Source organism: uncultured Friedmanniella sp. (genome assembly GCF_964244005.1).
Lineage (GTDB): Bacteria > Actinomycetota > Actinomycetes > Propionibacteriales > Propionibacteriaceae > Microlunatus.
Genome location: NZ_CAXTHG010000002.1, coordinates 1 through 23,359 on the forward strand (window position 1 = coordinate 1; position 23,359 = coordinate 23,359).

At 71.2% G+C, this 23,359-nt stretch carries 23 protein-coding genes and 1 tRNA gene; 5 read left to right on the plus strand and 19 right to left on the minus strand.

Annotated elements, in window-relative coordinates:
• Window positions 1-57: 57 nt before the first annotated feature.
• The 5 genes from ACFE76_RS01300 to ACFE76_RS01320 all read right to left on the minus strand — a co-directional run bounded on the left by ACFE76_RS01300 (window position 58) and on the right by ACFE76_RS01320 (window position 4,727).
• Complete coding sequence (locus tag ACFE76_RS01300; RefSeq protein ID WP_375429925.1) at window positions 58-1,212, minus strand: PQQ-dependent sugar dehydrogenase; 1,155 nt, start codon at window positions 1,210-1,212, stop codon at window positions 58-60.
• 67 nt (window positions 1,213-1,279) lie between these two features.
• On the minus strand, window positions 1,280-2,200 hold the full coding sequence (locus ACFE76_RS01305) for an ABC transporter substrate-binding protein (RefSeq protein WP_375429926.1): 921 nt from the start codon (window positions 2,198-2,200) through the stop codon (window positions 1,280-1,282).
• Between the two features lie 12 nt (window positions 2,201-2,212).
• Window positions 2,213-2,905 (minus strand): ABC transporter permease, encoded by a 693-nt coding sequence (locus tag ACFE76_RS01310; protein WP_375429927.1) that lies wholly within the window; start codon window positions 2,903-2,905, stop codon window positions 2,213-2,215.
• Window positions 2,902-3,549, minus strand: a complete 648-nt coding sequence (locus ACFE76_RS01315; RefSeq protein ID WP_375429928.1) for an ABC transporter permease — start codon at window positions 3,547-3,549, stop codon at window positions 2,902-2,904. Before ACFE76_RS01315 ends, ACFE76_RS01310 begins: the two co-directional genes overlap by 4 nt.
• A complete protein-coding gene (locus ACFE76_RS01320) occupies window positions 3,546-4,727 on the minus strand; it encodes an ABC transporter ATP-binding protein (RefSeq protein WP_375429929.1) in 1,182 nt (393 codons plus the stop codon). Before ACFE76_RS01320 ends, ACFE76_RS01315 begins: the two co-directional genes overlap by 4 nt.
• 216 nt (window positions 4,728-4,943) lie before the next feature.
• Between ACFE76_RS01320 and ACFE76_RS01325 the strand changes: the two genes are divergently transcribed.
• The gene (locus ACFE76_RS01325; RefSeq protein ID WP_375429930.1) at window positions 4,944-7,118 is read left to right on the plus strand and encodes a (Fe-S)-binding protein; all 2,175 of its coding nucleotides are present in this window, start codon (window positions 4,944-4,946) and stop codon (window positions 7,116-7,118) included.
• A 27-nt stretch (window positions 7,119-7,145) separates the two neighbouring features.
• Here ACFE76_RS01325 and ACFE76_RS01330 read toward each other — a convergent pair whose 3' ends face one another.
• The 7 genes from ACFE76_RS01330 to ACFE76_RS01360 form a co-directional block, all read right to left on the minus strand.
• Window positions 7,146-7,643 (minus strand): RNA polymerase sigma factor, encoded by a 498-nt coding sequence (locus ACFE76_RS01330; RefSeq protein ID WP_375429931.1) that lies wholly within the window; start codon window positions 7,641-7,643, stop codon window positions 7,146-7,148.
• Window positions 7,640-8,323, minus strand: coding sequence for a hypothetical protein (locus tag ACFE76_RS01335; protein ID WP_375429932.1), 684 nt, complete (start codon window positions 8,321-8,323; stop codon window positions 7,640-7,642). Before ACFE76_RS01335 ends, ACFE76_RS01330 begins: the two co-directional genes overlap by 4 nt.
• A 198-nt stretch (window positions 8,324-8,521) precedes the next feature.
• On the minus strand, window positions 8,522-9,091 hold the full coding sequence (gene dcd, locus ACFE76_RS01340) for a dCTP deaminase (RefSeq protein ID WP_375429933.1): 570 nt from the start codon (window positions 9,089-9,091) through the stop codon (window positions 8,522-8,524).
• Window positions 9,092-9,101: 10 nt separating this feature from the next.
• On the minus strand, window positions 9,102-10,115 hold the full coding sequence (locus ACFE76_RS01345; protein ID WP_375429934.1) for an RDD family protein: 1,014 nt from the start codon (window positions 10,113-10,115) through the stop codon (window positions 9,102-9,104).
• A gap of 45 nt (window positions 10,116-10,160) precedes the next feature.
• Window positions 10,161-11,285, minus strand: a complete 1,125-nt coding sequence (locus ACFE76_RS01350) for an FHA domain-containing protein (RefSeq protein WP_375429935.1) — start codon at window positions 11,283-11,285, stop codon at window positions 10,161-10,163.
• Window positions 11,286-11,368: 83 nt separating this feature from the next.
• On the minus strand, window positions 11,369-11,947 hold the full coding sequence (locus ACFE76_RS01355) for a DJ-1/PfpI family protein (RefSeq protein ID WP_375430133.1): 579 nt from the start codon (window positions 11,945-11,947) through the stop codon (window positions 11,369-11,371).
• A 50-nt stretch (window positions 11,948-11,997) separates the two neighbouring features.
• The gene (locus ACFE76_RS01360) at window positions 11,998-12,840 is read right to left on the minus strand and encodes a siderophore-interacting protein (RefSeq protein WP_375429936.1); all 843 of its coding nucleotides are present in this window, start codon (window positions 12,838-12,840) and stop codon (window positions 11,998-12,000) included.
• Window positions 12,841-12,957: 117 nt separating this feature from the next.
• Here ACFE76_RS01360 and ACFE76_RS01365 point away from each other — a divergent pair, with 117 nt between their 5' ends.
• Window positions 12,958-14,013, plus strand: a complete 1,056-nt coding sequence (locus ACFE76_RS01365) for a class I SAM-dependent methyltransferase (protein ID WP_375429937.1) — start codon at window positions 12,958-12,960, stop codon at window positions 14,011-14,013.
• Between the two features lie 13 nt (window positions 14,014-14,026).
• On the opposite strand, the gene ACFE76_RS01370 is transcribed toward ACFE76_RS01365, so the two are convergent.
• The 6 genes from ACFE76_RS01370 to ACFE76_RS01395 all read right to left on the minus strand — a co-directional run bounded on the left by ACFE76_RS01370 (window position 14,027) and on the right by ACFE76_RS01395 (window position 19,073).
• Window positions 14,027-14,596: a DinB family protein gene (locus tag ACFE76_RS01370; RefSeq protein WP_375429938.1), complete on the minus strand. Its 570-nt coding sequence runs from the start codon at window positions 14,594-14,596 to the stop codon at window positions 14,027-14,029.
• Between the two features lie 66 nt (window positions 14,597-14,662).
• On the minus strand, window positions 14,663-16,810 hold the full coding sequence (locus tag ACFE76_RS01375; RefSeq protein ID WP_375429939.1) for a YhgE/Pip family protein: 2,148 nt from the start codon (window positions 16,808-16,810) through the stop codon (window positions 14,663-14,665).
• 2 nt (window positions 16,811-16,812) lie between these two features.
• On the minus strand, window positions 16,813-17,478 hold the full coding sequence (locus ACFE76_RS01380; RefSeq protein WP_375429940.1) for an ABC transporter ATP-binding protein: 666 nt from the start codon (window positions 17,476-17,478) through the stop codon (window positions 16,813-16,815).
• A complete protein-coding gene (locus ACFE76_RS01385) occupies window positions 17,475-18,092 on the minus strand; it encodes a TetR/AcrR family transcriptional regulator (RefSeq protein ID WP_375429941.1) in 618 nt (205 codons plus the stop codon). The genes ACFE76_RS01380 and ACFE76_RS01385 overlap by 4 nt, the downstream gene beginning before the upstream one ends.
• A gap of 96 nt (window positions 18,093-18,188) precedes the next feature.
• Window positions 18,189-18,938 carry an MmcQ/YjbR family DNA-binding protein gene (locus tag ACFE76_RS01390; RefSeq protein ID WP_375429942.1) on the minus strand — a complete coding sequence of 250 codons (750 nt, stop codon included), beginning with the start codon at window positions 18,936-18,938 and terminating at the stop codon, window positions 18,189-18,191.
• 61 nt (window positions 18,939-18,999) lie between these two features.
• Window positions 19,000-19,073: transfer RNA gene (locus ACFE76_RS01395), tRNA-Gly, on the minus strand.
• 246 nt (window positions 19,074-19,319) lie between these two features.
• On the opposite strand from ACFE76_RS01395, the gene ACFE76_RS01400 reads away from it, so the two are divergent.
• From ACFE76_RS01400 to ACFE76_RS01410, 3 genes are read left to right on the plus strand one after another with little or no spacing between them, the layout of a single operon-like run.
• Window positions 19,320-20,003 carry a DUF1707 domain-containing protein gene (locus tag ACFE76_RS01400; protein WP_375429943.1) on the plus strand — a complete coding sequence of 228 codons (684 nt, stop codon included), beginning with the start codon at window positions 19,320-19,322 and terminating at the stop codon, window positions 20,001-20,003.
• A 20-nt stretch (window positions 20,004-20,023) separates the two neighbouring features.
• Window positions 20,024-20,515 carry a PH domain-containing protein gene (locus ACFE76_RS01405; protein ID WP_375429944.1) on the plus strand — a complete coding sequence of 164 codons (492 nt, stop codon included), beginning with the start codon at window positions 20,024-20,026 and terminating at the stop codon, window positions 20,513-20,515.
• Window positions 20,512-22,890 (plus strand): PH domain-containing protein, encoded by a 2,379-nt coding sequence (locus tag ACFE76_RS01410; RefSeq protein WP_375429945.1) that lies wholly within the window; start codon window positions 20,512-20,514, stop codon window positions 22,888-22,890. Before ACFE76_RS01405 ends, ACFE76_RS01410 begins: the two co-directional genes overlap by 4 nt.
• Here the strand turns inward: ACFE76_RS01410 and ACFE76_RS01415 are convergent.
• A complete protein-coding gene (locus ACFE76_RS01415; protein ID WP_375429946.1) occupies window positions 22,880-23,350 on the minus strand; it encodes an SRPBCC family protein in 471 nt (156 codons plus the stop codon). The two genes, ACFE76_RS01410 and ACFE76_RS01415, sit on opposite strands and share 11 nt — an antisense overlap.
• Between the last annotated feature and the right edge of the window lie 9 nt (window positions 23,351-23,359).

Below are 23,359 nucleotides of genomic sequence, written 5' to 3' on the forward strand. Positions count from 1 at the left end.
AGCACGCGGCATGCACCCAAACTACACCAATGTGATCTTAACTGAACGGTATTGGATCTAGCGCGGAGTCATCCGGACGATCTTGTCGACCCGCTGGGAGCCCTCGCTGTTGGAGGTGGTGAAGTACAGGACCCCGTCCGGGCCGAGCTGGACGGTCCGGACCCGCCCGTACGCCTTCGTGCCCGGCACGACCTTCGTGCTGGTCACCTTGCCCGCCTTGTTGAGGAACAACAGCTGGACGCCGTTCGCCTTCAACCGAGCGACCGCCAGGGCGCCGTTCCACGTGCCCCACGTCGATCCCTGCAAGAAGGTGATCCCGCTGGTCGCCTTGGTGGGGTCGCCGGACTTCCAGATCGCCGACACTGCCTTCGGGTACTTCTTGAGGTCGGTCATCGGCCGGTTCTCGTCGTAGCCGCCGCGGGGGCCGGGATCCCAGCCGTAGTTGGCGCCCTTGCGCACGAGGTTGACCTCGTCGTCGCGGTCGGTGCCCTGCTCGGCGCTGTACATCCGGTCGGTCCCGGGCTGCAGCGCGAGGCCCTGCACGTTGCGGTGACCGTAGTTCCAGATGTAGCGGGCGTTGCCGCCGGAGCGGTAGTACGGGTTGCTGGTGGCGAGCCGTCCGTCCGGGTGGATCCGCAGCACCTTGCCGCCGAGCGAGGACTTGCGTTGGGGGTTCTTGTACTGGGCTGCGTCGCCGGTGCCGACGTAGAGCATGCCCTTGGCGCTGAAGCGCAGCCGGCAACCGCTGTGCCGGCCGCTGCTCAGTGGGATCCCCTTGATCAGCGGCTTGCCCGTGCCCACCGTGGCTGCCGACCGTCCGTCCTTGCTGAGCCGGTAGCGGCGTACCTGGACGTCCTTGCTGCTCTGGACCGTCTGACAGAGGTAGAAGACGCGGTTGGTCGCCGCGTTCGGGTCCGCGACCATCCCGAGAACGCCGCCCTCGCTCTCAGCGAAGGGCTGAGGGAACGGGCCGGTGACCCGCTGCGGCGCGCCCCCGCGCGGCACCGTGTAGACGCCGCCGGCGCGTTGGTCGAAGAGCATCGTCGAGCCGACCCAGGTCACGTCCCAGGGGATGGCGACCCCGCTGACCACCGTGGTGAAGGCGTACGTCGGTGCGGCCGCCGCGGCGACCTCGGCCGGCCCGGCGATCAGCGCGGACGCGCTCAGGGCGCCGGTCGCGGCGACGACCGTCCAGTTCTTCCAGCGCGACATCGCGCTCCTCCTCGACTCGGGCCCCGAGGCCGCCAGCGTACGCGCCGACGGCGAGCACCGGACCAGCTCAGCTGAGCCCCTTGCCCTGCAGCCAGGCGGCGGCCACCTGGTTCGGGGCGTCGTGGTCGACGTCCACTCTGCGGTCGAGCGCCGCCAGCTCCTCGGTGGTGAGCGCGCTCTGCACCGCGTCGAGGGTAGTGCCCACGGTCGGGTCGGCCGCCACCTCCGTACGCAGCACGGGCACGACGTTCTGCGGCAGGATCATCGCCTGCGGGTCGGTCAGGGCGACGTAGCCCTGGCCCGCGATCGCCGACTCGGTGCTGTGGAACTCCCCGACCTGGATCGAGCCCTTGTCGAGGCCACGCGAGCGGACCGCAGCCGAATCGTACGGCTTGAACTGCTTGATCGTCGCGCCGTAGATCTGCCTCAGACCGGCCGGGCCGTACGGACGGTTGGTGAGGTCTGACGGCCCGCCGAGCACCACCCCGCCGGCCACCTTGCTGAGGTGGGCCAAGGACGTCACGCCGTACCGCTGGGAGAACCGCTTGGTCACGAGATAGACGTCCTGGTTGACGGCTTTGGCAGGCCTGCCGAGCGTGAGGTCGGACGGCAGCACTTTCGGCAGCTCCTGCGCCACCTCGGCGGCGGTGGTGGCGGTGGCGTCCTCGTCGTAGTGGAACAGCAGCTGGCCGGTGTACTCGGGCACGATCGAGACCGTCCCGTCGGTCAGCGCCTTGAGGTAGACGTCGCGGGAACCGAGGTTGAGCCTGGTCGAGGCCGGCATGCCCTTGGCGGTCAGCGCTTGGGCGTACAGCTCGGCGACGACGGTGGACTCGGTGGCGGACGCGGACCCGACCACGACCGCCTTACCGCCGGCCGAACCGGATCTGGGGTACTGGCGCAGCGGGTCGGTCCCGGCGCCGCACCCGGGCAGCAGCAAGCAGGCGAGGCCGGCGACCGCCAGGGTCCGGGTGATGGTCAGGGTCATCGCGGGCGACTACTAGGCGGGGAAGGGTGCGACCGCCAGCGCGGCGCCCGTTCTGCTGCTCGACCGCGCCCGGCGAGCGGCAGCCCAGCCCAGGCCGCCCAGCAGCAGGTACAGCGCGATGGCGAGCGCAGCGATCAGGACCGCGCCCGCGAACATCTGCGGGTAGTCGGTCTGCGCCTGGCCACGGACGAGCAGCTGGCCGAGCCCGCCACCGGAAGCGAAGGCCGCGACTGTGGCCGTGGCCACCACCTGCAGGGTCGCGCTGCGCAGACCCGCGATCGCCGACGGCAGCGCCAGCGGCCACTCGATCTGGCGGACGACCTGGCCCTCGGTCATGCCGAGGGCACGGGCGGCGTGCACCGCCTCGCGGGCGGCACCCCCCACCCCCGACGCGACAGCCGCCAGAATGGTGGGCAGCGCCAGGATCGCCAGCACGACGACGATCGGGCCCGTGCCGGTGCCCAGCAGCATCACGGCCAGGAACAGCAGCCCCAACGACGGAACCGCGTGGGCCGCGTTGCTCAGCCCGAGCGCGATCGCCCCGCTCTGCCGGACGCGCCCGATGGCGATACCGAGCGGGATGGCCACGATCGCGGCCAGCACGACCGCCCCCACCGTGTAGCCGAGGTGCTGCAGCAGCAGCTGCGTGATGCCGTCACCGCCACCCCAGTTGGCGCCGTCCTGCAGGAAACCAAAGAGGTTCATGCGCGCCGAGCCCGGGTCCACGGCAGGGTGCCGCGCTGGATGAGCCGGAGCGCCGCGTCGGCGACCAGCGCCAGCAGCACGGTGAGCACCAGCCCCGCGATCAACGGGGTGTAGAAGCGGCTGGTGTAGCCGAGCTGGAGCAGCGTGCCGAGGCCGCCGCTGGCGACCAGCGCGGCGACGGTCACCAGCGCGATGTTGGACACCGTGACTCTCCGCAGGCCGGCGAAGATGACCGGCATGGCCAGCGGCAGCTCGATACGCAGCAACCGCCGCGACCGGCCGAGGCCCGCCGCTCGGGCGGACTGCCTGACGCGGTCAGGGACGGATCGCAGGCCCTCGACCACACTGCGGATCAGCAGCGCCACGGAGTAGACGGTGAGCGCGACCGCGACGTTGACCCGGCTGAGGATCGAGGTACCCAGCAGCAGGGGGACGACGACGAGCAGCGCCAGCGCCGGAATGGAGGAGATGACGCCGAGGACAGCCAGGATCACCTTCGCGCCTCGACCGGTCCGGTAGACGGCGAAGCCCAGCGGGAGCGAGATCACCAGCGCTACGAGTACCGGCGCCAAGGCCAGGATCGCGTGCTGTCCGAGCAGTGAGGCGATCAGGCCGGCGTTGCGTTGCAGCCAGTCCCAGCTCACCGGACGCCCGCCTCTTCGGGCTCCAGGGCGATCGCGTCGACGTCGTCCCCGCTCTCGTCACCGAGCTCGGCCCAGGCGTGGTCGCCGTAGCCGTACGCCGGCTGTCCCTCGACCGCCGCAGGGCCCGGTCGGCCGCTCCGCAGGGACGCGAGAATCGTCTCGGCGGAGGCGACACCAGCGAAGCGGCTGCGGGCCCCCACGCCGACCGCCAGGCCGAACGGGGAGGTCAGCGCGGCGTCGAGCGCACTGCGCAGGTCACCGGACTCCACGTCGAAGGTCGCGCCCAGCGGCAGCAGCTCGCCGGGCCGGTCGGCGTCGACCCAGCCGGTCGGCCGCGCGTCGGCGTCGAGCACCAGGGTGGGATCGCCCCCGGCGGCCGCTGTCGGGTCACGCACGACCTTGACGCCGTGCAGGCTCAGCCCGTCCGCCGACAGGAACGACAGCGCGCGGTATCCCCGGTCGCGCCCGACAAAGCTCTCGACGAAGGCGTCCGCCGGCTCTTCGAGCAGCTGCCGGGGGGTGCCGACCTGGGCCAGGCGGCCGCCGACGCCCAGGATCGCGACCTGGTCGCCCAGCGCGACGGCCTCGTCGATCTCGCTACTGGCCAGGATGACCGTGAGGCCGATCTCAGGCTGGAGCGTGCGGAAGAGCTGGTGCAGCTCGCTGCGGACCTCCGGGTCGACGCCAGCGAACGGCTCGTCCATCAGCAGTACCGTCGGGTTGGCCGCGAGCGCGCGAGCGATCGCCACCCGCACCTGCTGGCCGCCGGTCAGCTGCACGGGATAGCGGTCGGCGAACGTGCGGTCAAGGCCGACGCGCTCCAGCAGCTCCAACGAACGGGTCTGCGTCTTGGCCTTGGACCAGCCGAGCAGTCCGGGCACGGTCGCGATGTTGTCGACCACGGTGCGGTGCGGGAAGAGGCCGCCGCCCTGGACCACGGAGCCCAGCTGCCGTCGCAACGCGGTCTTGCGGCGGGACCGCAGCGGCGTACCGTCCCAGCTGATCGCGCCCGAGGTGGGTTCGATCAGCCGGTTGACCATCGCCACGGTGGTGGTCTTGCCAGAGCCAGGCGGGCCGACGACGACCGTGACCTGGTCCGTCGGCACGCGCAGGCTGAGGTCGACCACCGCGGCGGTGCCGTTGCGGAAGGTCTTGCTGACGGACTGGAACTCGATCACAGCGGACCCTGACTCTTCGGTTGATGCGTGAGATCGACACTAACGGCGGCCACGGACAATTCCGGCGACTCGTTCCGGCGCGCCCCACGCGCTTGCGACGTTCGGGTAAGTTACCCGTCAGTAACATCGGCTCGGCGATTCAGCCACAGTGTCGGTAGCTCGCACTAAGGTGGCGAACGGCCGCCCACGACCGGTGGCCCGCGAAGGAGCGCTCTGGTGGAGATCGTCGCGATCGTCCTAGCCCTGGCCGTCTCGGTGCTGGGTGTGGCCCTCTTCGCGCGCGCGGTGGCGAGCATTGTCGGGGTGATCTCCCTCGGCCAGCCGGTGGTCGGACGCCGAGACGCTCCGCGCGAGCGCTGGCGGCACATGCTGACCGAGACCCTCGGGCACACCCGGATGCTGCAGTGGACGCTCGTCGGAGCCGCCCACTGGTTGGTCTTCGTCGCCTTCGGCGCTCTCTTCTTCACTCTGGTCACCGCGTACGGCCAGCTGTTCGACCCGCGCTTCGCGCTGCCGCTGATCGGTCACTGGGTGGTGTACGAGTGGGCCAGCGAGCTGATCGCCTGGGCCGGGCTGGTCGGCATCGTGGTGCTGATGGTGCTGCGCGCCCGCTCCCGCAGCCGCGGTCGGGCCTCCCGCTTCTACGGTTCTCGCGGCTGGATGGGCGTCTACGTCGAGCTCACGATCCTCGGGATCGTGGTCTGCGTCCTCACCATCCGGGCGCTCGAGTACCACCTGCTCGGGGCAGACACCAGCCGCTGGCACTTCCCCCTCACCTGGTTCCTGCTGCCAGACGCCATCGCGCCGGAGACGCTGGAGACCGCCGTCGTGCTCGTTGCCGCGGTCAAGATCGTCGTCTCGATGGCCTGGTTCGTCACCATCGGGCTCAACACCACGATGGGGGTGGCCTGGCACCGCTTTACCGCCTGGCCCAACATCTGGTTCAAGCGTCGGGCCGACGGCCGGCCCGCCCTCGGGGCGCTGGAGCCGATCGCGGTCGACGGGCAGCCGCTGGACTTCGCCAACATCGAGGACCTGGACGAGAACGCCAGCCTGGGCGTCGGCAAGGTCGAGGACTTCACCTGGAAGGGCCTGCTCGACTTCACCTCCTGCACCGAGTGCGGTCGCTGCCAGTCCCAGTGCCCCGCCTGGCACACCGGGAAGCCGCTGTCGCCCAAGCTCGTGATCATGGAGCTGCGCGAGCACGCGTACGCGAAGGCGCCGTACCTACAGGCCGCGGAGGAGGCCCGCGGCGGACTGGGCGCGGCCGTACTGGCCGAGTCCGAGCGGCCTCTGGTGGGACCGATCCAGGTGAGCGACGGGGTTGCCGGGGTGATCGACCCGGAGGTGCTGTGGTCGTGCACCAGCTGCGGCGCCTGCGTCCAGCAGTGCCCCGTCGACATCGAGCACGTCGACCACATCCTCGACCTGCGTCGACACCAGGTCTTGATGGACGCCGACTTCCCCAAGGAGCTGAACGGGCTGTTCAAGGGGCTGGAGAGCAAGGGCAACCCCTGGAACATGAGTCCGCGCGGCCGGATGGACTGGGCCAAGGGGCTGCCCTTCGAGGTGCCGGTGGTCGGCGAGGACGTCGAGGACCTGACCAGCATGGAGTACCTGTTCTGGGTGGGTTGCGCCGGGGCGTACGAGGACCGGGCCAAGCAGACGACCCGCGCCGTCGCCGAGCTGCTGCACACCGCCGGGGTCAGCTATGCCGTGCTGGGCAACGGCGAGACCTGTACGGGCGACCCGGCCCGCCGGGCGGGCAACGAGTTCGTCTTCCAGCAGCTGGCGATGGAGAACGCCGAGACCCTGAAGGACGCGGGGGCCACCAAGATCGTGACCACCTGCGCGCACTGCCTCAACACGCTCAAGAACGAGTACCCCCAGCTCGGCGTCGAGGCCGAGGTCGTGCACCACACCCAGCTGCTCAACCGGCTCGTCCGCGACGGCCGGCTGACCCCGGTCACCCCACCGGCAGGCTCGGTCGGCGGCCGCACCATCACCTACCACGACCCCTGCTACCTCGGCCGGCACAACCAGGTCTACGACCCGCCCCGCGACCTGCTCGGCGCTCTCCCCGGGGCGACGCTCGCCGAGATGCCGCGGCATGGGCAGCGGTCCTTCTGTTGCGGGGCCGGCGGCGCCCGGATGTGGATGGAGGAAAAGATCGGTACCCGGATCAACGTGAACCGGACCGAGGAAGCCGTCCAGACGCTCCAGCTGGCCGGCGCCGGGGACTCCGGGGCGATCGCGACCGGATGCCCGTTCTGCCGGGTGATGCTCAGCGACGGGCTGACCGGGATGCAGGCCGACGGCAAGGCGCCCGAGTCGGTCGAGGTCCTCGACGTCGCCCAGCTGCTGCTCGAGTCCGTTCGCCGCGAGGGCTGAGCCGACCCGCTCAGCGGCGACCTCGGGCTAGTCGAGCACCTGAGCCAGCTCGGCTCGGAGCGTTGCTCTGACGCGTTCCAACCGTTTGCGGGCTGCGCCCGGCGAGATGCGGAGGACCTGCGCGGCCTCGGCCGAAGTGAGCTGCTCCCAGTAGATCAAGGTGACCAGCTCGCGGTCGGCGGTGGACAGGCGGTCGAGAAGCTGTTCGGCTCGATCGGTCAGATCGGGGTCGGGCGTGTCGACCATCCGGGGAAGCTCGGCGCGCAGCCGGTCGGCCAGCACGTGACGGCGGGTGGCTGATCGCCGGTGGTTGGCCAGGCAACGTCGTGCGACCCCAAGCATCCAGGCTCGGGCGGCCCGCTCGTCTGACGGCACCGACCGGTACTTGCGCCAGGTGATCATGAGCACGTCGACGTACAAGTCGGCGGCGTCGTCGATCGGGCTGACGCGGCGGGCAAGGTAGGCCAGGACGTCGGGCCCGACCGAGGCGGTCAGCTGCTCGATCCGGCTGGCTGCGTCGGTCAACGGTCGACCTTCGAGCAGTCAATGTCGGAGTCGAGCGGGATCTTGCCGTCTTTGATCGAGGAGGCAACTCTCGCGTCGTGGACCCGGACACCGCCGCCGTCGACCTTGGCCATCAGATCAGAGTCGACGATGCTTTGGAGCTGGGACGCCGCAGCCACCCAACCGGATCGATCGCCGGAGTGGATGGCGTCAACACCCGCGCAGAACCACGACGACTGGGCCCAGAACAGGTATCCGGAATCGATCGCAGTCTCCTGCTGCAACGAGCCCTCACCGTTGGCACAGTACGAAGAGCTCTGGGCCTGAGTAACCAGTGCGCGCGTGGCTACGTCCCAGCTTGTTCCGCCGGGCAATGGACCGTCGGGCTGATGCTTTCTCACCACCTCGGCGTAACCCGGTGCGCAGACGTTGAGCCATTCCGACCGGTCAACGTCTTCGGTGAACCGGCTTGGCTGGCCGTGCATTCCGGTTCGTAGGGCCAGAACCCCTGTACCGGCTGCTGTGGTGGAGACGGTGATGATGATCGCGGCCAGACCGATCCCGAACCTTTTCCTGCGTCCACTACGAGCGCGCGTGCCGAGCTGCGCTGAGATGAGTGCGCCGTGAATGCTGGCAAGGTCGCGGTCCACGTCCAGGCGTGCCGCGGCAAGCGTGTGGGACAGATCGTCTAGGTCGGGCATCGCTGTCGGTCCTCCTCTGGATGATGTCTCTCACCTAGGGAATGTCCGGGGTTGTCGCCCTTTGTGACGCGGGTGCGGGTTGGTCCCCTCAAGACTTGCCTCGACCGGAAGACCGGACCAGCCATGTGCGCCTGGCCGGTGCCAGTCGCCGGCCGGTCGGAACAAGGTTTGAGTGCGACCGCGCGTGCTGGGCCGGGGTCAGAAGCGCTGGAAGTTGAGGTGCGAGCGGCTCGGGGTGGGCCCGCGCTGGTTCTGGTACCGCGAGCCGTACTGGACCGAACCGTACGGCAGCTCGGCGGGCGAGGTCAGCCGGAAGAAGCAGAACTGGCCGATCTTCATGCCCGGCCAGAGCTTGATCGGCAGGGTGGCCACGTTGGACAGCTCGAGGGTGACGTGGCCGGAGAAGCCGGGATCGATGAAGCCGGCGGTGGCGTGGGTGAGCAGCCCCAGCCGACCGAGGGAGGACTTGCCCTCCACGCGGGCGGCCAGGTCGTCAGGCAGCGTCACGACCTCATAGATCGAGCCGAGCGCGAACTCCCCTGGGTGCAGGATGAACGGCTCACCCTCGACCGGCTCGACCGCGCGGGTGAGCTCGACCTGCTCCTCGGACGGGTCGATGTGGGGATAGCGGTGGTTCTCGAAGACCCGGAAGTACCGGTCCAGCCGGACGTCGATGCTGGAAGGCTGCACCAGCTCCGGGGAGTACGGCTCGAGACCGATCCGGCCGGACTCGATCTCGGCGCGGATGTCGCGGTCGGAGAGGAGCATGCCCGCGACACTATCGCGAGCGGCTTCCCTCCCCGTCGCGGTCGACGGCGTCGACCCGGACGGTCAGCCGGTGGTCGCCGACGGTGACGACGGAACCCTCGTCGAGGTAGGTGGGCTGCCCCGGTACGCAGCGGAACGCCTCACCGGTCGGCGTGGTCAGCGTCGAACCGTTCGTCGAGTCGCGGTCGACCACGAAGAGGCCACGCGCGTCGACGTCCAGCGCCAGGTGCGTCTTGGACACCGTCCGGCTCTCGTCGGACAGCTTGATCAGCTCGGCACCCTCTTCACCGGGACGCGGTTGCGGGTTGCGGCCGAGCAGGACGAGCCCCGCCACCACCAGCTCGCGGCCGTCGTCGAGCACCGCCACCCAGGGCCGCGGCGTCGAGGCGGGCGCCGGCGCCACCTCGACCGGAGCGGTCTCGACCGGGCTGGCGGCCTGGACCGGCACAGCCTCGACCGGCGCGAGTGCCTCAGTAGCCGTCTTGGCCGGGGACGCCGCCGGGGAGGCGGCGGCCGGCCGGGCGATGGTCGGCCGGGTCGGGCGAGTACGGGGCGCGAGCGCGCGGGCCCGGATGACCACGGCGTTGCTGGCGAGGTCGTGCCAGCCCTGGTGACGGGGGTGCCGGACGAGGAAGACCAGCATCAGCAACAAGCCGAGTCCGGTGACCGTCAGCAGCGCGAGCACCACCGCCCGCAGCAGCACCCGTCCCCAGCCGATGGGCCGGCCGTCGGTGAAGCCGACGAGCTGCAGCTTCAGCAGCCACATCCCCGGTCCCGCGGCGCGGACAGCGAGCATCCACCAGACCACGAGACCCCAGAGGCCGAGCAGGACCGCGCCCACGGTGGCCGCGCCGCTCGACGGCGAGTCACCGAGGCCGGGCAGGCCGAACGCGACCAGCGTGACGACGGTCGGGACGATCCCGTCGACCAGGGAGGCGACGAACCGCCGGCCCAGCGGGCCGACCACGACGCCGGAGGGCAGACCGGTGAACCGGTCGGGCCTGCGCGTCTGTGCGTTCGCCATAGGTCCTGCTCCTTGGTGGTTGTCGAGCGGGCACGTACAGAGAAACTACTGCGGCAGGTCGAGCAGCACCGAGACGCCCTCGGCGAGCTCGAGCACGCTGCCGAGCGGGACCGGTACGGCTTCACCGGGGGGCAGCGGCCTCCGGCTCGCCCCGTCGGGAGCCACCAGCACCGTCCCGTTGGTCGAGTGCAGGTCTTTCACCAGCACCCGCCAGCCGTCGGGGGCGATCTCCAGGTGGGTCCGGCTGATGTCGTGGGCGGGGCTCGGCACGGTCAGCAGCCGGGCGGCAACCTCACCGCGCTTACCGGGCGCCCGCCCGACCAGCACCACCCGGTCGAGAACGGCCTGGGTGCCGTCGGTCACCCGCAGGGTGGCCAAAGCCGGCTGGGCCACCCGGTGCGGCTGGAGGTCGGTGACCCGGACGCCACAGTCGGTGCAGCGCCGGATGCCGGGCGGGTTCGGGTGCCCGTACGGGCAGACGACGGCGAGGACCGTTGCGGGCGCAGCCCCCACGGCGGGGGCGAACGACGTCGGGGCGTCCGGCAAGGACGCGGGGATCGCGACCAGCCGGGTCTCGCCGTCCTCGCCGGTCAACGAGACGGTGGGCTCGGGCTCGGTCCGGGTGGTCCCGAGGTCGAGCTCGGCCTCGGTCATCGGCTCCGTGGCCTCCTCAGGCTGCGACGTGCCCTGGGGCGAGTTCGGAACGGCGTCCGCGCTCGCGTCCAACAGGATCGACGAAGCCCGTACGGCCCCGACGACCAGCGGGAGCCGCAGCTCGTCGTCGTCAGGACGACTCTCGCCAGCGTCGACCCGGACCGCGACCAGGTCGGCCAGGCCCACCTCCGCCCAGGTCTGGACGCCGTCCCCGCTCGCCACCAGGCGGTCGGTGGCCGGGTCGACGAGGCGTACGGATCCGCGGACGAGCGAGCGCATCCCGGTCGGGGTCCAGAAGAGAGCGCCGAAGCTCGGCATCGTGTCCAGCCCGTAGCCGGCCAGCCGCGCCGCGAGATCGGTCATGGAGGCGGAGCGCAGCACCTCCTGCCAGAGCTCGGCCGCGAGCGTGGTCCACCCGGCGCCCGGCGGCTCGATCACCACGAGAGAAGTCGGGCCGCAGAGCACCAGCCAGCTCCCAGGTGCGTAGGTCGCGCGCCACCGTCCCGCTGCCGCCATCACCCGTCCCCCCGCCTGTGCCCGGCAGTCCGGCCGGCTTCGCTCATTGTCGCCCACCGGCCGCGTTTCGGCAGGCCGCAGGGTCAGACCGGCGGAGCCGGGTCGTACTGGATGTCGCGCCGCACCTCGCGTGCCCGCTCCGTGCCGGCGAGCCGGTCGACCAGGTGCAGGGCCATGTCGATCCCGGCCGAGACGCCGGCCGCGGTCACCACGTCGCCGTCGTCGACGAAGCGGTCGTCGGGCCGCAGCTCGATGGTCGGGTCGAGCTGCAGCAGCTCGGGCAGGGCCGACCAGTGGGTCGTCGCCGGTCGCGAGGTCAGCAACCCGGCGGCAGCGAAGACCAGCGACCCGGTGCACACGCTCGTCATCAGCGGCACGGTGCTGCGCTGGCTGCGCACCCAGTCCATCTGGGCCGAGTCGCTCAGGTGGGTCCGGGTGCCGTGGCCACCCGGATAGACCAGCACCTCGAGCGGTGGCGCGTCAGCGTAGGAGTGGTGCGCCTGTACGCCCAGCCCCTTGGCTCCGGTGACCGGACCGCCGTCGCGGGAGAGACAGAACACGGCATAGCCGTCTTCGGGATGGCCCTGGGTCCAGGTGGAGAGCACTTCCCAGGGGCCGACGGCGTCGAGCTCCTCGAAGCCGTCGAAGAGCAGGATCCCGATCTGTCATGGGTGGTCAGCCATGACCTCACTCTGCCAGGCGCCGCCCAGCCTCAGGCGGCGACGATGCTCTCCTGGCGCTCGAGCTCGACGTTGAAGTCACGCTTGGTCGCCTGCCAGCGGTCCTCGGTCTGGCCGGTGCGCCAGTAACCAGACATCGACACCCGGGCCCGGTTGAAGCTGCAGTCGGTGAACAGGTAGCGCCGCAGCTGGCGGATCATCTCGGCGTTGCCGTGCACGAAGGCCTGGACGTCACCGGCGGGCAGCCCGGCGGAGCGGACGGCCTCGGCCAGCGCGTCCCCGTACGGTCGGCCCGAGCGGTGCACCCACACGACCTCGACCGCAGGCGCCGAGCAGATCTCCTGCTGCTGGTCGGCGTCCTCGATCTCGACGTAGACGGTGGCGTGGGCGCTCGACCCGAGCCGGTCCAGCGTGGCGCAGATCGCGGGCAGCGCCGCTTCGTCGCCGACGAGCAGGTGGTGGTCGGCGGTCGGGTCGGGGGCATAGCCGCCGCCCGGACCGAAGAAGCCGATCTGCTGTCCCGGCTCAGCCTGGGCCGCCCAGGGACCGGCCAACCCCTCGTCGCCGTGGACCACGAAGTCGATCGCCAGCTCGTTGAGCGCGGCGTCGTAGGAACGGACCGTGTACGTCCGGGTCACCGGCCAGCGCTCGGCCGGCTCGGTGGCGCGCAACGTGTCCACGTCGAACGGCCAGGCGTAGTCCGCGCCGGCCGGCGGGAAGAGGATCTTGACGTAGTGGTCGGTGTAGGGCAGATCCGCCATGCAGGCGAGGTCCGCGCCGGTGAAGAACACGCGGCGCATCGACGGGCTGAGCCACTCAGCGCGCACCACCTCCGCGCTACGAGCGATCCGCTTGGGCTTACCTGGCTGTGTCATGCACGATCCTCACACCGTTGTCCCGGACGAGCTCCCGGACGCGAAACGGCGACCCGAACTCCTGCTGGTAAGGGTAGCCTTTGTTTATTCGGATCAAAACCGGGAGAGGATTGGACGGTGCAGCCTCTCGCCGATCCGGTCGACCTGATCCTGCTGCGCGAGTCTGCCCTGCTCCGGGCCACCGACCCGGTCGTCGTGGTCGACGACCAAGGGGGTGCGCTCGTGGACGGCCTGGTCGCCCAGTACGGCGCCGGCGAGGTTCGGGTGTGCTGTGACGCCCTGACCGACGAGCGGGCGGTGGTCGCCGCTGCGGGCAGGCGACCTCAGGTGCGCGTGCTGCCTCCGGGACCGGAGCTGTGGCAGGACGTCCGTGGCGTGGTGGTACGGCTACCGAAAGGGCTGGCCGCCCTGGACGAGACCGCCGAAGCCGTCGCGCGGTGGGCCGACCCCTCGGTACAGGTGCTGGCCGGCGGCCGCGTCAAGCACATGAACCGCAGCATGAACGACGTCCTGTCCCGCCACTTCGAGTCCGTCCGCGGCAGCCTGGGCGCGCAGAAGTCACGGGTGCTGATCGCCACGGGCACCCGGCCGCCGGGAGAGTTCCGCTACCCGCTGTCGGCGGTCGACGACGAGCTCGACGTGACCGTCTGCGCCCACGGGGCCGCCTTCGCCGGACCGTCGGTCGACCTCGGTACCCGCTATCTGCTGAGCTTTCGGGACTCCTTTCCTGCGTCCGCCCGCCAGGTCGTCGACCTCGGCTGCGGCACCGGGGTGCTGGCCGTGCTCGCCGCCCGCACGCTGCCGCACGCGCAGGTGCTCGCCCTCGACGAGTCCCGTGCGGCCGTGCTCTCCGCGGTCGCCACCACCGAGGCGAACGGGGTTGCCGACCAGGTCGAGGTGCGCCGTACGCACCTGAGCGAGGGCGTACCCGACGCGTCCGTCGACCTGGTGCTGTGCAACCCGCCCTTCCACCGGGGCAACACCCGCGACAGCGCCGTCGCCTTCGAGATGTTCGCCGACGCCGCTCGCGTGCTGGCCGCCGGCGGTGAGCTGTGGGCGGTCTACAACTCCCACCTGCCCTACCTACGGGCCCTGCGCCGCCTCGTCGGGCGGACCGACGTGGTGGGCCAGAACCCCGCCTACACCGTCACCCGCTCAGTCCGCAGCACCTGAACCGGCCGGCCACTCAACCGGCGGCGACCTCCGGCCGCCAGGGCTTGAGCCAGTCCGTCTCCGGCCAGCCCTCGACCGCCGCCATCAGCGCGTACATCGTGGCCCCGTCGACGTGCTCGCGAACGAGGTCGGCGTGCCCGGCGTGCCGGCTCAGCTCCTCGAAGATGTGCAGCAGCGCCCAGCGCACGGTGTACCCGCCCCCGGTCGGCATCCAGGGTGCGGCCGGCAGCGTCACCTCCGCGTCCAGGCGGGTCGCCGCCACCACCGCCTCGGTGGCCGCAGCCGTCGCCGCCACCTCAGCGGTGAGGCTCTCCAGCGTGTCCTCCGGCCCCAGCGCGAAGCTGTCCACGTAAGCGTCCTCGGACTGCTCGGAGTGGCCAGCGATCACGTCAGCCCAGCTCTTCTCGGTCCGGCTCGCGTGCTTGATCAGTCCGCCGACGCTCAACGCGCTCACCGTGGGCGTCAGCCGCAGCTGCTCCGGCGTCAGGCCGTACCCGGCGTTGAGCAGCCCGGCGCGCTGCTGGCGCAGATAGACCAGCAGCCCGTCGACCTCGGTACGGACAGGTGGTGCGTTTCCTGGCATCGGTCCCCCTCTGGATCACCTCTGAGGAAGACCACGATGCCGGAGACCACTGACAGAAATCGCGGGTCAGGGAGCGACGAGCGGCGGATGCAGGTCCTTGAGGCCGAACTGCTTGCGTCGGTGCACCGTCAGCACGGTCAAACTGAGCACCACGACCGTCACGGCGGCCAGAACTCCGGCGTCGCGGGCCACATGGCTGAGCAGCCCGCCGGAGATGGCGACCCGGTAGGCGTCGATCAGGTAGGTCATCGGCAGAAACGGGTGCAGCATGGCGAAGAAGCCTGGCAGCAACTCCGGTGGGTAGGTGCCGCCAGCCGCGGTCAGCTGCAGGATCAGCAGCACCAGCAGCAGGCTCGAGCCCGGGGTACCGAGCGCCGTCCGGAGCAGGTGGGCGATGGCGGAGAAGCAGATCGCCGCCAGCGTCACCATCAGCATCGTCAGCACGGGGTGCACCGGATCGAGGCCGAGCGCCACCCAGACCACGCCCACCATCAGCCAGCCGGCGGCGACCGCGATCGCGCCGATCGGCAGCCAGGCGGTCAAGGCCAGCCGCAGCGAGCTGGCCCGGCCGGCCAGGGCTCGGCCGGAGATCGGGCGGACGACCAGGAACACCGAGATCCCGAAGACCCACATGGCGATCGAGAAGAACAACGGGGCGAGGCCGCGGCCGTAGAAGGTGGCGGGGTTGTCGATCTGCATGGCCACGTCGGCGGGTGCAGAAAGGACCTGGACGGCCTGGGCCTGGTCGTCGGCGCTCAGCGTCGGGATCCGGTCAGCGCCCTTCCCGAGCTGCGTCGCGAGAGTCCCCGCGCCGCTCTGGAGCTTGGTCAGGCCGTCGGTCAGGTCGTCGGCACCCTCATGCAGGTCCCCCACGCCGTCGCTCAGGGTGCTCGCACCGGAGGCAAGGCTGGTCGCGCCGTCGGCGGCCTGGCCGACGCCGATACTCAGCTTGTCGGCCCCGGTCGAGGCGCGGTGGATCCCGGTGTGCAGCTTCTTGGCGCCGGACGCCACGTCGGCCGAGCCGTCGGCGAGGTCGTCCAGGTTCTTCCGGGCCGTGCTGATCCGGGAGTCGAGCGTGCCGCCCGTCTGCACCTGGTCGTTGATCGTGTCGACCCGCTTCGCGCCGGCGCGGACGTCGGCGGCGATGTCGTCGGCCCGACCCGACGCCGTGCTGACCGAGGACTGTGCCGTCCGGAACGCCTGGCTGTTGGCGATCTCGGGATACTGCCTCTTCAGCGCGGCCAGCTGCGTGGCTGCGGTGTCGAGGTTGCTGGTGACCGAGGACGATTCACCCGAGGTCTGGGAGGCGATGGCGTCCAGCCGGGAGGTGACCGCCTGGGCGTCGGACTGGAGCCCCGGCAGCGCCGCCTGCGCAGCCTTCAGCGCGGGCTGTACCTGGTCGTTCAGCTCCTTGTTCCCGGCGGCGACCTGGGCGGCACCCGTGCTCAGCTGGCCGGAGCTGGTGTCGAGCTGCTGCAGACCGGTGGCCAGGTCGGACGATCCGGTCCGTGCGGTGCTGAGGCCGTCGGCCAGGGTCGTCGCGCCTGTGCTCAGCGACGTCGCGCCGTCCGCCGCGGTCGACGCGCCGTCCGCGAGCTTGGCGGACCCGTCGTGCGTCGTGGCGAGACCGTCATGGAGCTTGTCGGCCCCCTGCTGCGCGTCGACCAACCCGGAGCGGATCTTCGCCAGGTTGGCGAAGACGGCGTCGAAATAGCTGGCGACCGCCGACTCGTCGACGGAGCGGGCGATCGTGTTCTGGGCGCTGTTGGTGAGGCTGCCGATGACGAAGCCGTTCGCGTCGTTGCGCCGCAGCGTGATGGTGGCCCGCTCGGGGTCGTCGCCCTGGCCGCTGACCAGGTCGGACGAGAAGTCCGACGGCACGTAGACGGCGAGGTAGTAGTCGCCCTCGCGCAGCCCACGGGTCGCCTCGGCGTCGGTCGTGTCGCGCCAGTCGAAGGTGTTCCTCTGGTGCAGGCTGGCGACGAAGTCGTCCCCGGCCGTGACCGTCCTGCCGCCGATCGTGGCCGGCTGGTCGTCGTTGACGACCGCGACGGGCAGCCGGTTCAGGTGCCCGTACGGGTCCCAGTTGGCGGTCAGGTACACCGCGCCGTAGAGCAGCGGGATGATCAGCACGAAGACCAGGGCGATCTTGGCGGGTCGTTCGCGGAAGCGCCGCAGCTCGAAGCGGGCGAGCCGGGCAGCAGGGATGCGCATCGTCAGGGGGTCTTCTCGTCGGTACCGGTGGTGGGGTTCAGGTGGATCACGTGAGCCTCGGCGGGGACCGCAGCCACCTCGGTGGTGCTGGTGAGGATGGTCCGGCCCGGACGGCAGAGCAGGGTGAGCGCGGCCATCAGCCGCCGCTGCGCGGCGAGGTCGAGCGACCGGTCGGCGTCGTCGAAGACGATCAGCTCCGACGGCTTGACCATCGCGAGCGCGACGCAGAGCAGCGAGCGCTCGTACGCAGGCAACTGATCGACCAGGCCGTCGCGGTCGAACGTCACGCCAGTGACCTCTTCCGCCTCGGCGAAGGCGAGGTCGGCGTCCGCGGCCTGGACACCGTCGATCAGGGCCCGCTCGAGCATCGACTCACCGACGGTGAGCTGACCTTCCGGCTCGACCAGGGTGGCGATCCGCGCGATGGCCGTGATCTCGCGCAGCTGCCGGGGCCGCGTCGTACGGGTGTGCCGGCCGAGCCGGACGCTGCCGGTCAGCCCACGCATCCGACCGGAGACGGCGAGCAGCAACGAGGACCGGCCGCTGCCGGACGGCCCGACGACGACCGAGACCTCGCCGCGGGGGACGCCGAACGTGAGGTCGGCGAAGATCGTCCCGGAGCGGCTGGCCAGGCCGAGGTCGTCGACGAGGATCAGCGGAGCGCTCACGCCAGGATCCCGGTCATCACGTGGGTCAACATCGCCTCGATCAGCGGCAGCGGCAGGCTGTGGGGCGCCGCGGCGTACTCGAGGGAGACGCCGTTGACGCAGGTGAGCAGCAGGGTGGCGGCGACCGCCACGTCGACGCCGTCGGCCAGCGGGACGCGGTCCGCGACACCGGTCAGCAGCTGCTCGAGCTCGCGGCGCTGCCGCAGCCGCAGGTCGCCGTAGACCCGGGCCAGCTCGGGGTCGCGCGCGGCGAGGGCCCGGAACTCTGCGAGCAGCGCGGGCAGCCGCTGATCGTCCGCGACGCCCTGGGCCAAGGAAGCGCCGACCGCGTGCGCCGGATCGGTGGCACCGTCCGCCTCGATCGCCGCCATGGCGAGCGTCAGCACGTTGCCCAGCAGGCCGGTGAACTCCGAAGCGAAGACGGCAGCGAAGAGCTCCGGCTTGCCCCCGAAGTTGGAGTAGACCGCCCCCTTGGTGAAACCGGCCGCGGCGGCGATGGCGGTGACCGAGACCTCGGCGTACGAGTGTTCGGCAAAAGCAGTGGCCGCCGCCCGGAGCACCTGCTCACGGACGTCGGAGCGCTTGGTGCGGGAGCGGGGAAGGGTGGAGCTCATCGTGGTGCCGTCCTTTCGATACCTAGGGTATCGGGAAGGCCCGGCTTTGCATACTTGGGGTATCGAAAGCCGACCCCCGGGATGCTCGAGCGCAGTTCAGGCGGGCCGGTGGGAGCGCGGCAGCTTGGCCACGACCATCGCGTACGAGGCGTCGATCAGCTCGCGCACCTCGTCCTCGGGGACGGTTCCGTCGAGCTGGATGGAGTTCCAGCCGTGCTGGCCGAGGTACGGCATTCGGGAGGCGGCCGCCGGATAGCGCTCGAGCAGGAGGTCGGCCTCCTCCCGGTTGCCGCACTTCAGCCCGATGCTCGGTGCGACTCCGTGCAGGCCGAGGAACGCGAAGATCTTGCCCGTGCCGGCCGGCCCGACCTTGGCCACCACGTCGTCCTCCCAGGGCTCGTCGCGCCAGGCGCCCGGCTTGTCCAGGCAGTAGTCGAGCCAGCGGTCCTCGGCCGCGACGCGACGGACAGGGGCGCCCGCTCGGATCGCGCGCGGGATCTCGGCGACGGCGTCGACCCGGGCGAGCAGGTTCGCCAGCTCGTCCGCCGTGGCCGCGGTGTCGACCTGCACGGTGTACTCCACGCCGGTGGACCGCCAGGACTCGACGTCGAAGTCCCCGGAAGCGTCCACCCGGACGCCCTCGACGGCGAGGCCGAGCTCGGCTGCCTCTCGGTAGACATCGTTGAGGACGCAGCCGGCCGTCGCCAGGTGCAGCAGGTGGGCGCCGGTGAAGGCGGCGGTGACACTGACCCCGCCGGCGGTCCAGCGGTGCGGGAAACGCGCGGTCGGCTCGTCCGCCGACGTGAGGGATCCTGCGGTCACGGTCACGGCATAGCGCTCGGTCACATTCGCGGATTCTGCCCGACGCCGTCGTCTGACATTTCTCCAGGGGCAGCTCCGCCGAAGATGGAGCGGACGACGGGAATCGAACCCGCATTCTCAGCTTGGGAAGCTGATGTACTGCCATTGTACGACGTCCACCTGCGGCGAACCGCGTTCGAAAGTCTAGCTCATCCGGACCCCCAAGCTGCCAGCCCGAGACAGCCCGTGCGCCTCCCCGGCCCTCGTGCGCCCCGCCTGCGGGGCGCATCCGTACCGGCCGGGCGCACGACGCCAGCGCCGACCGCGACGTGAGCGCTCAGGGTTTGCCCCTGAGCACACCCCGCCGGCCCCGGAGCTTGGCGCCGACCCCTCGCCAGCGGAGCATCCGCGGCCTAGCGTGAGGCCATGACCGAGAACACCGTCGAACCCAGTGGCGTCGGACCTGTCGCGGGCGGACACCTGCGCGCGGCGGACAGCGACCGGGACCAGGTGTCGACCGTCCTCAGCACGGCGTTCGCGGAGGGACGGCTGAGTCGGGAGGAGTACGACGAGCGGATCGACGGCCTGCTGGCGGCCAAGACGTTCGACGACCTCGTCGGTCTGACCCGCGACCTCGTCGACGTGCGGCCGGCGCCGGCGACGGTCGCGCCGGTCGGTCCCCGGATCGACATGGTCGCCGCCAGCGACGAGACCGACCGGATGATCGCCATCTTCTCCGGCGCCGAGCGCAAGGGGGTCTGGCGGGTGCGGCGCCGGATCGAGTCGTACGCCATCTTCGGCGGCGTCGACCTCGACATGCGCGAGGCGACGTTCGAGAGCCCGGTCACCGAGATCACCGGGGTCTGGTGTTTCGGCGGCTTGGACATCAAGGTGCCGGCCGGTGTGGAGGTGCGCGACCAGACGACGGGCATCTTCGGCGGCAGCGACGTGAAGAACGTCGGTGAGCCGACCCCGGGCGGACCGGTCCTGGTGATCAAGGGAATGGCGATCTTCGGTGGCGTGTCGGTGAAGGGACCGCGGCCCGCGAAGCGGTGGGGCGCCACCGCCCTCAGCCGCCGTTCGGCCGGCGGACACCACTCGCACCACTGAACCCGTAGCCTGGGGGCGCCATGGACGACCTCTTCGCACCGCCCGGCTACGACTGGCAGCGGCTCTCCCCCCAGTACCGCTCGCTGCGCCGGCTGACCACCGTGCTGGTGGCTCCGGTGATCTTCACCATCCCGGCGCTGATCCTGGGGATCGCGTTCGGGCTCTGGTGGGTCTCGCTGCTGCTGTGGGTGCTGGCCGCCGTGATCGTGGTGGTCCGGTACAGCCTGATCGAGCGCACCTGGCGTTCCTGGGGTTACGTCGAGCGCGACGACGACCTCTACATCACCCACGGCGTGCTCTTCCGCACCCTCGTCGCGGTCCCGTACGGCCGGATGCAGCTGGTCGAGGTCGAGTCCGGACCGCTGGAGCGGGCGTTCGGGTTGGCCAGCGTCACGCTGAAGACGGCAAGCCCGGACACGAACGCGACCATCCCGGGACTTCCGCCGGAGGAGGCAGCCCGGCTCCGTGACCGGCTGACCGAGCGGGGCGAGGCGCAGGCCTCCGGGCTATGACCTCCCCGCCCACCGCCGAGCCCGAGACCGCTCCGGGCAGCGAGCCGCTCGCGCCCGCCGTCCCCGGCGCCCCGCCGGTCAAGCAGACCGAACGGCCGCACCCGCTCAGCCCCTTCATCCGGGGGTGGATCGTCTTCGTCGCCCTCCTCTTCTCCCTCTCCCAACAGCTGATCCCCGACGGGAGCGACGACCGCTTCTCGGCGAGCGACCTGGTCAGGTTCCTGCCGTTCGTCGCCGGCTTCCTGCTGCTGGCCGGCGGGACCGGCTTTGTCAGCTGGTACTTCACCCGCTTCGTCATCGACTCCGACGAGCTGCGCCTCGAGACCGGCGCCCTGTTCAAGAGCTCCAAGCGGGTGCCGTTCGAGCGGCTGCAGTCGGTCGACATCATCCAGCCCTTCGCCGCCCGGCTCTTCGGCCTGGCCGAGCTGCGGATCGAGGTCGGTGCCGGCGACAGCTCGCTACGGCTGCGCTACCTGAGCCGCACCCGCGCGACCCGGCTGCGCGAGTACCTGCTGGCCCGCGCGCACGGCCGACGCCAACACCCCGACGATCCCGACCTCGCCCTGCCCGCCAGCGCGTTCACCGACCGCGCCGCGGACGACCGACCACTGGTGCGGGTCACACCGCGGCGTCTGGTGCTCAGCTTCTTGGTCTCGACCGAGTGGCTGGTGTCGGCGGGCTCGACCGTGCTGGTGCTGGTGGTCACCAGCATCTTCGACGTGGTGGCGTACGCGCTGCCGGGACTGCTGCCGCTGCTGATCGGCGCGGTCTCGGTGGTCGGGCGCCGCGTCTTCCAGATGTACGGCTTTACCTTGTCGGCCTCCTCGCGCGGCCTGCGGGTCACCCGCGGGCTGACCAACCTGACGAGCCAGTCGGTTCCGGTCGACCGGATCCAGGGCGTGAGGGTCAGCCAGCCCGTGCTGTGGCGGCCGTTCGGCTGGCACCGGGTGGACGTCGACATCGTCGGTTACGCCAGCGGGGACAGCGAGAACAACGAGCGCAGCGCGACCAGCGTGCTGCTGCCGGTCGCGACGGCCGCCGAGGTCGCCCTGGCGCTCGAGCAGGTGCTGCCGGGGATCGACCTGCCGGCGATCGCCCTGCACCCGGTCCCGCGACGCGCCCGTTGGATCCGCTGGTTCGACTGGTGGACGCTGCGCTACGGCTGGGACGACCGCGCGCTGGTCACCGAGCACGGCTGGCTGACCCACGTCCGCGACGTCCTGCCGCACGCCAAGACCCAGTCCGTCCGGATCGAGCAGGGTCCGCTCCAGCGGCGGTTGCACCTCGCCGACGTCCACTGCGACACCCCGCGCGGCCCCGTCAACGTCGTCGCCCACCAGCTCGACCAGGCCGCGGCCCGCGAGCTGGCCATGAGCCAGCTCGACCGTGCGCGGGCGGCCCGAGCCGCCGACGTCGACCGCCGGGCCGCCGCCCGCGAAGTGACCTCCTCGACCGACGACGAGGCCGCGCTGCTGGCCGCGTTCGGCACCGACCGCTCCGCCCTGCTGGGCGCCGGTTCCGAGAGCGAGGTCTTTGCGCTGTCCGACCCGGAGCGGGTGCTGCGGCTCTACCGATCCGGGCACGAGGCGCCGGATCTGACGTCGGGCCAGCTTCGTTCCCTGTACGACTTCTGGCGCGGTACCGACGTCGGCGTCGAGGTGCCGCTGATCTGGCAGACGGGCCGCGAGGGCAGCCGCAGCTTCACCGTCGACCGGCGCTTCTCGGGCCGCAGCTTCTCCGACTGGCTGGCCGAGGCGCCGACGGATCAGCGACGCCAAGCCCTGCTGACCTATCTGGATGCGACCACGACCGTCTCCCGGCTGCCTGCGCCGTTGCCGGACTTCGCCCGCCTGGTCGGACCCGACGCGCCCCGGTCCTACGGCACCTGGCCCGAGCTGGCGAACGTGATGCTGGCCGGCCCGGTCAGCCGCAGCTCGGCCGCACTGGGGCGCGACCTGCCCGACGTGGCCGCGGTGTGGGACCGGCTGCAGGCCGACCTGCTGGAACGGGTCGTCGTGCCGGTCGTCGTGCACGGCGACATCTGCCCGCCCAACGCCTACGTCAGCCTGGGACCGGCCGGGCCCGTGGTCACCGGCCTCGGCGACTTCAGCCCGCACACGGTGCAGGGCGACCCGCTGCTCGACCTGAGCCTGGCGATCGCCGCGCTGGAGCTGGAGACGTACGCCGGCGCGGTCGAGGACGCCGCCTGGCTGCAGTCGGTCGCGCTCGAGCGCTACGGCGACCTCGACGTGACCGCCGGCGACCTACCGCGCTGGCTCGCGGTGTACCGGCGGTTCGCGGGGTTCTACTTCTCCGACGCGTGCCTCGACCAGCCCGAGCTCTACGCCTGGTGCCTGCGCCAGCTCACGAGCTGAGACCGGCGCCGCCCGGGGTGCGGTCCCGCGCCCAGCCCTCGAGCCGGATCAGGGTCTGCTCGATCGCGCGCTGGTTCCGGCTGGCCGCCCGGATCAGCAGCAGGACGAGGGGCGAGCGCGAGGGGCGAGCGTCGAACTGCTCGGTCACCCGGGTGCTGGTCGCGTCGACCGGCTCGAGGACGTAGCGCCAGACGTGCCCGCCGAAGTGCCGCCAGGCGATCCGCCGGCCCTCCTCGAACTCGACCACCTCGTTCAGGATCTTGTACGGCAGGCCCCAGTGCATCTGCATCCCGAACCGGGCACCGGCCGACAAGCGTTCGGGCGTCCGGTCCTGAGCACCGCGGACCTGACCCGACCCGTCGATCAGCGCGTGTTGGCGCGGCGTCGCCAGCAGCTCGAAGATGTCGGCGGCGGCCGCGGGGATCAGCCGGCTCGCCTCGGCGCTCGGGGCGGTCAGCATGGTGCCAGT

Excerpts from the sequence above, each read along its gene's own strand:
- ACFE76_RS01305 (WP_375429926.1), bottom strand. The coding sequence starts at position 2,200 with ATGACCCTGACCATCACCCGGACCCTGGCGGTCGCCGGCCTCGCCTGC.
- dcd (WP_375429933.1), bottom strand. The coding sequence starts at position 9,091 with ATGCTCCTCTCCGACCGCGACATCCGCGCCGAGATCGAGTCCGGCCGG.
- ACFE76_RS01375 (WP_375429939.1), bottom strand. The coding sequence starts at position 16,810 with ATGCGCATCCCTGCTGCCCGGCTCGCCCGCTTCGAGCTGCGGCGCTTC.
- ACFE76_RS01370 (WP_375429938.1), bottom strand. The coding sequence starts at position 14,596 with ATGCCAGGAAACGCACCACCTGTCCGTACCGAGGTCGACGGGCTGCTG.
- ACFE76_RS01350 (WP_375429935.1), bottom strand. The coding sequence starts at position 11,285 with ATGGCGGCAGCGGGACGGTGGCGCGCGACCTACGCACCTGGGAGCTGG.
- ACFE76_RS01415 (WP_375429946.1), bottom strand. The coding sequence starts at position 23,350 with ATGCTGACCGCCCCGAGCGCCGAGGCGAGCCGGCTGATCCCCGCGGCC.
- ACFE76_RS01300 (WP_375429925.1), bottom strand. The coding sequence starts at position 1,212 with ATGTCGCGCTGGAAGAACTGGACGGTCGTCGCCGCGACCGGCGCCCTG.
- ACFE76_RS01385 (WP_375429941.1), bottom strand. The coding sequence starts at position 18,092 with ATGAGCTCCACCCTTCCCCGCTCCCGCACCAAGCGCTCCGACGTCCGT.
- ACFE76_RS01410 (WP_375429945.1), top strand. The coding sequence starts at position 20,512 with ATGACCTCCCCGCCCACCGCCGAGCCCGAGACCGCTCCGGGCAGCGAG.
- ACFE76_RS01405 (WP_375429944.1), top strand. The coding sequence starts at position 20,024 with ATGGACGACCTCTTCGCACCGCCCGGCTACGACTGGCAGCGGCTCTCC.
- ACFE76_RS01345 (WP_375429934.1), bottom strand. The coding sequence starts at position 10,115 with ATGGCGAACGCACAGACGCGCAGGCCCGACCGGTTCACCGGTCTGCCC.
- ACFE76_RS01360 (WP_375429936.1), bottom strand. The coding sequence starts at position 12,840 with ATGACACAGCCAGGTAAGCCCAAGCGGATCGCTCGTAGCGCGGAGGTG.
- ACFE76_RS01400 (WP_375429943.1), top strand. The coding sequence starts at position 19,320 with ATGACCGAGAACACCGTCGAACCCAGTGGCGTCGGACCTGTCGCGGGC.
- ACFE76_RS01310 (WP_375429927.1), bottom strand. The coding sequence starts at position 2,905 with ATGAACCTCTTTGGTTTCCTGCAGGACGGCGCCAACTGGGGTGGCGGT.
- ACFE76_RS01335 (WP_375429932.1), bottom strand. The coding sequence starts at position 8,323 with ATGCCCGACCTAGACGATCTGTCCCACACGCTTGCCGCGGCACGCCTG.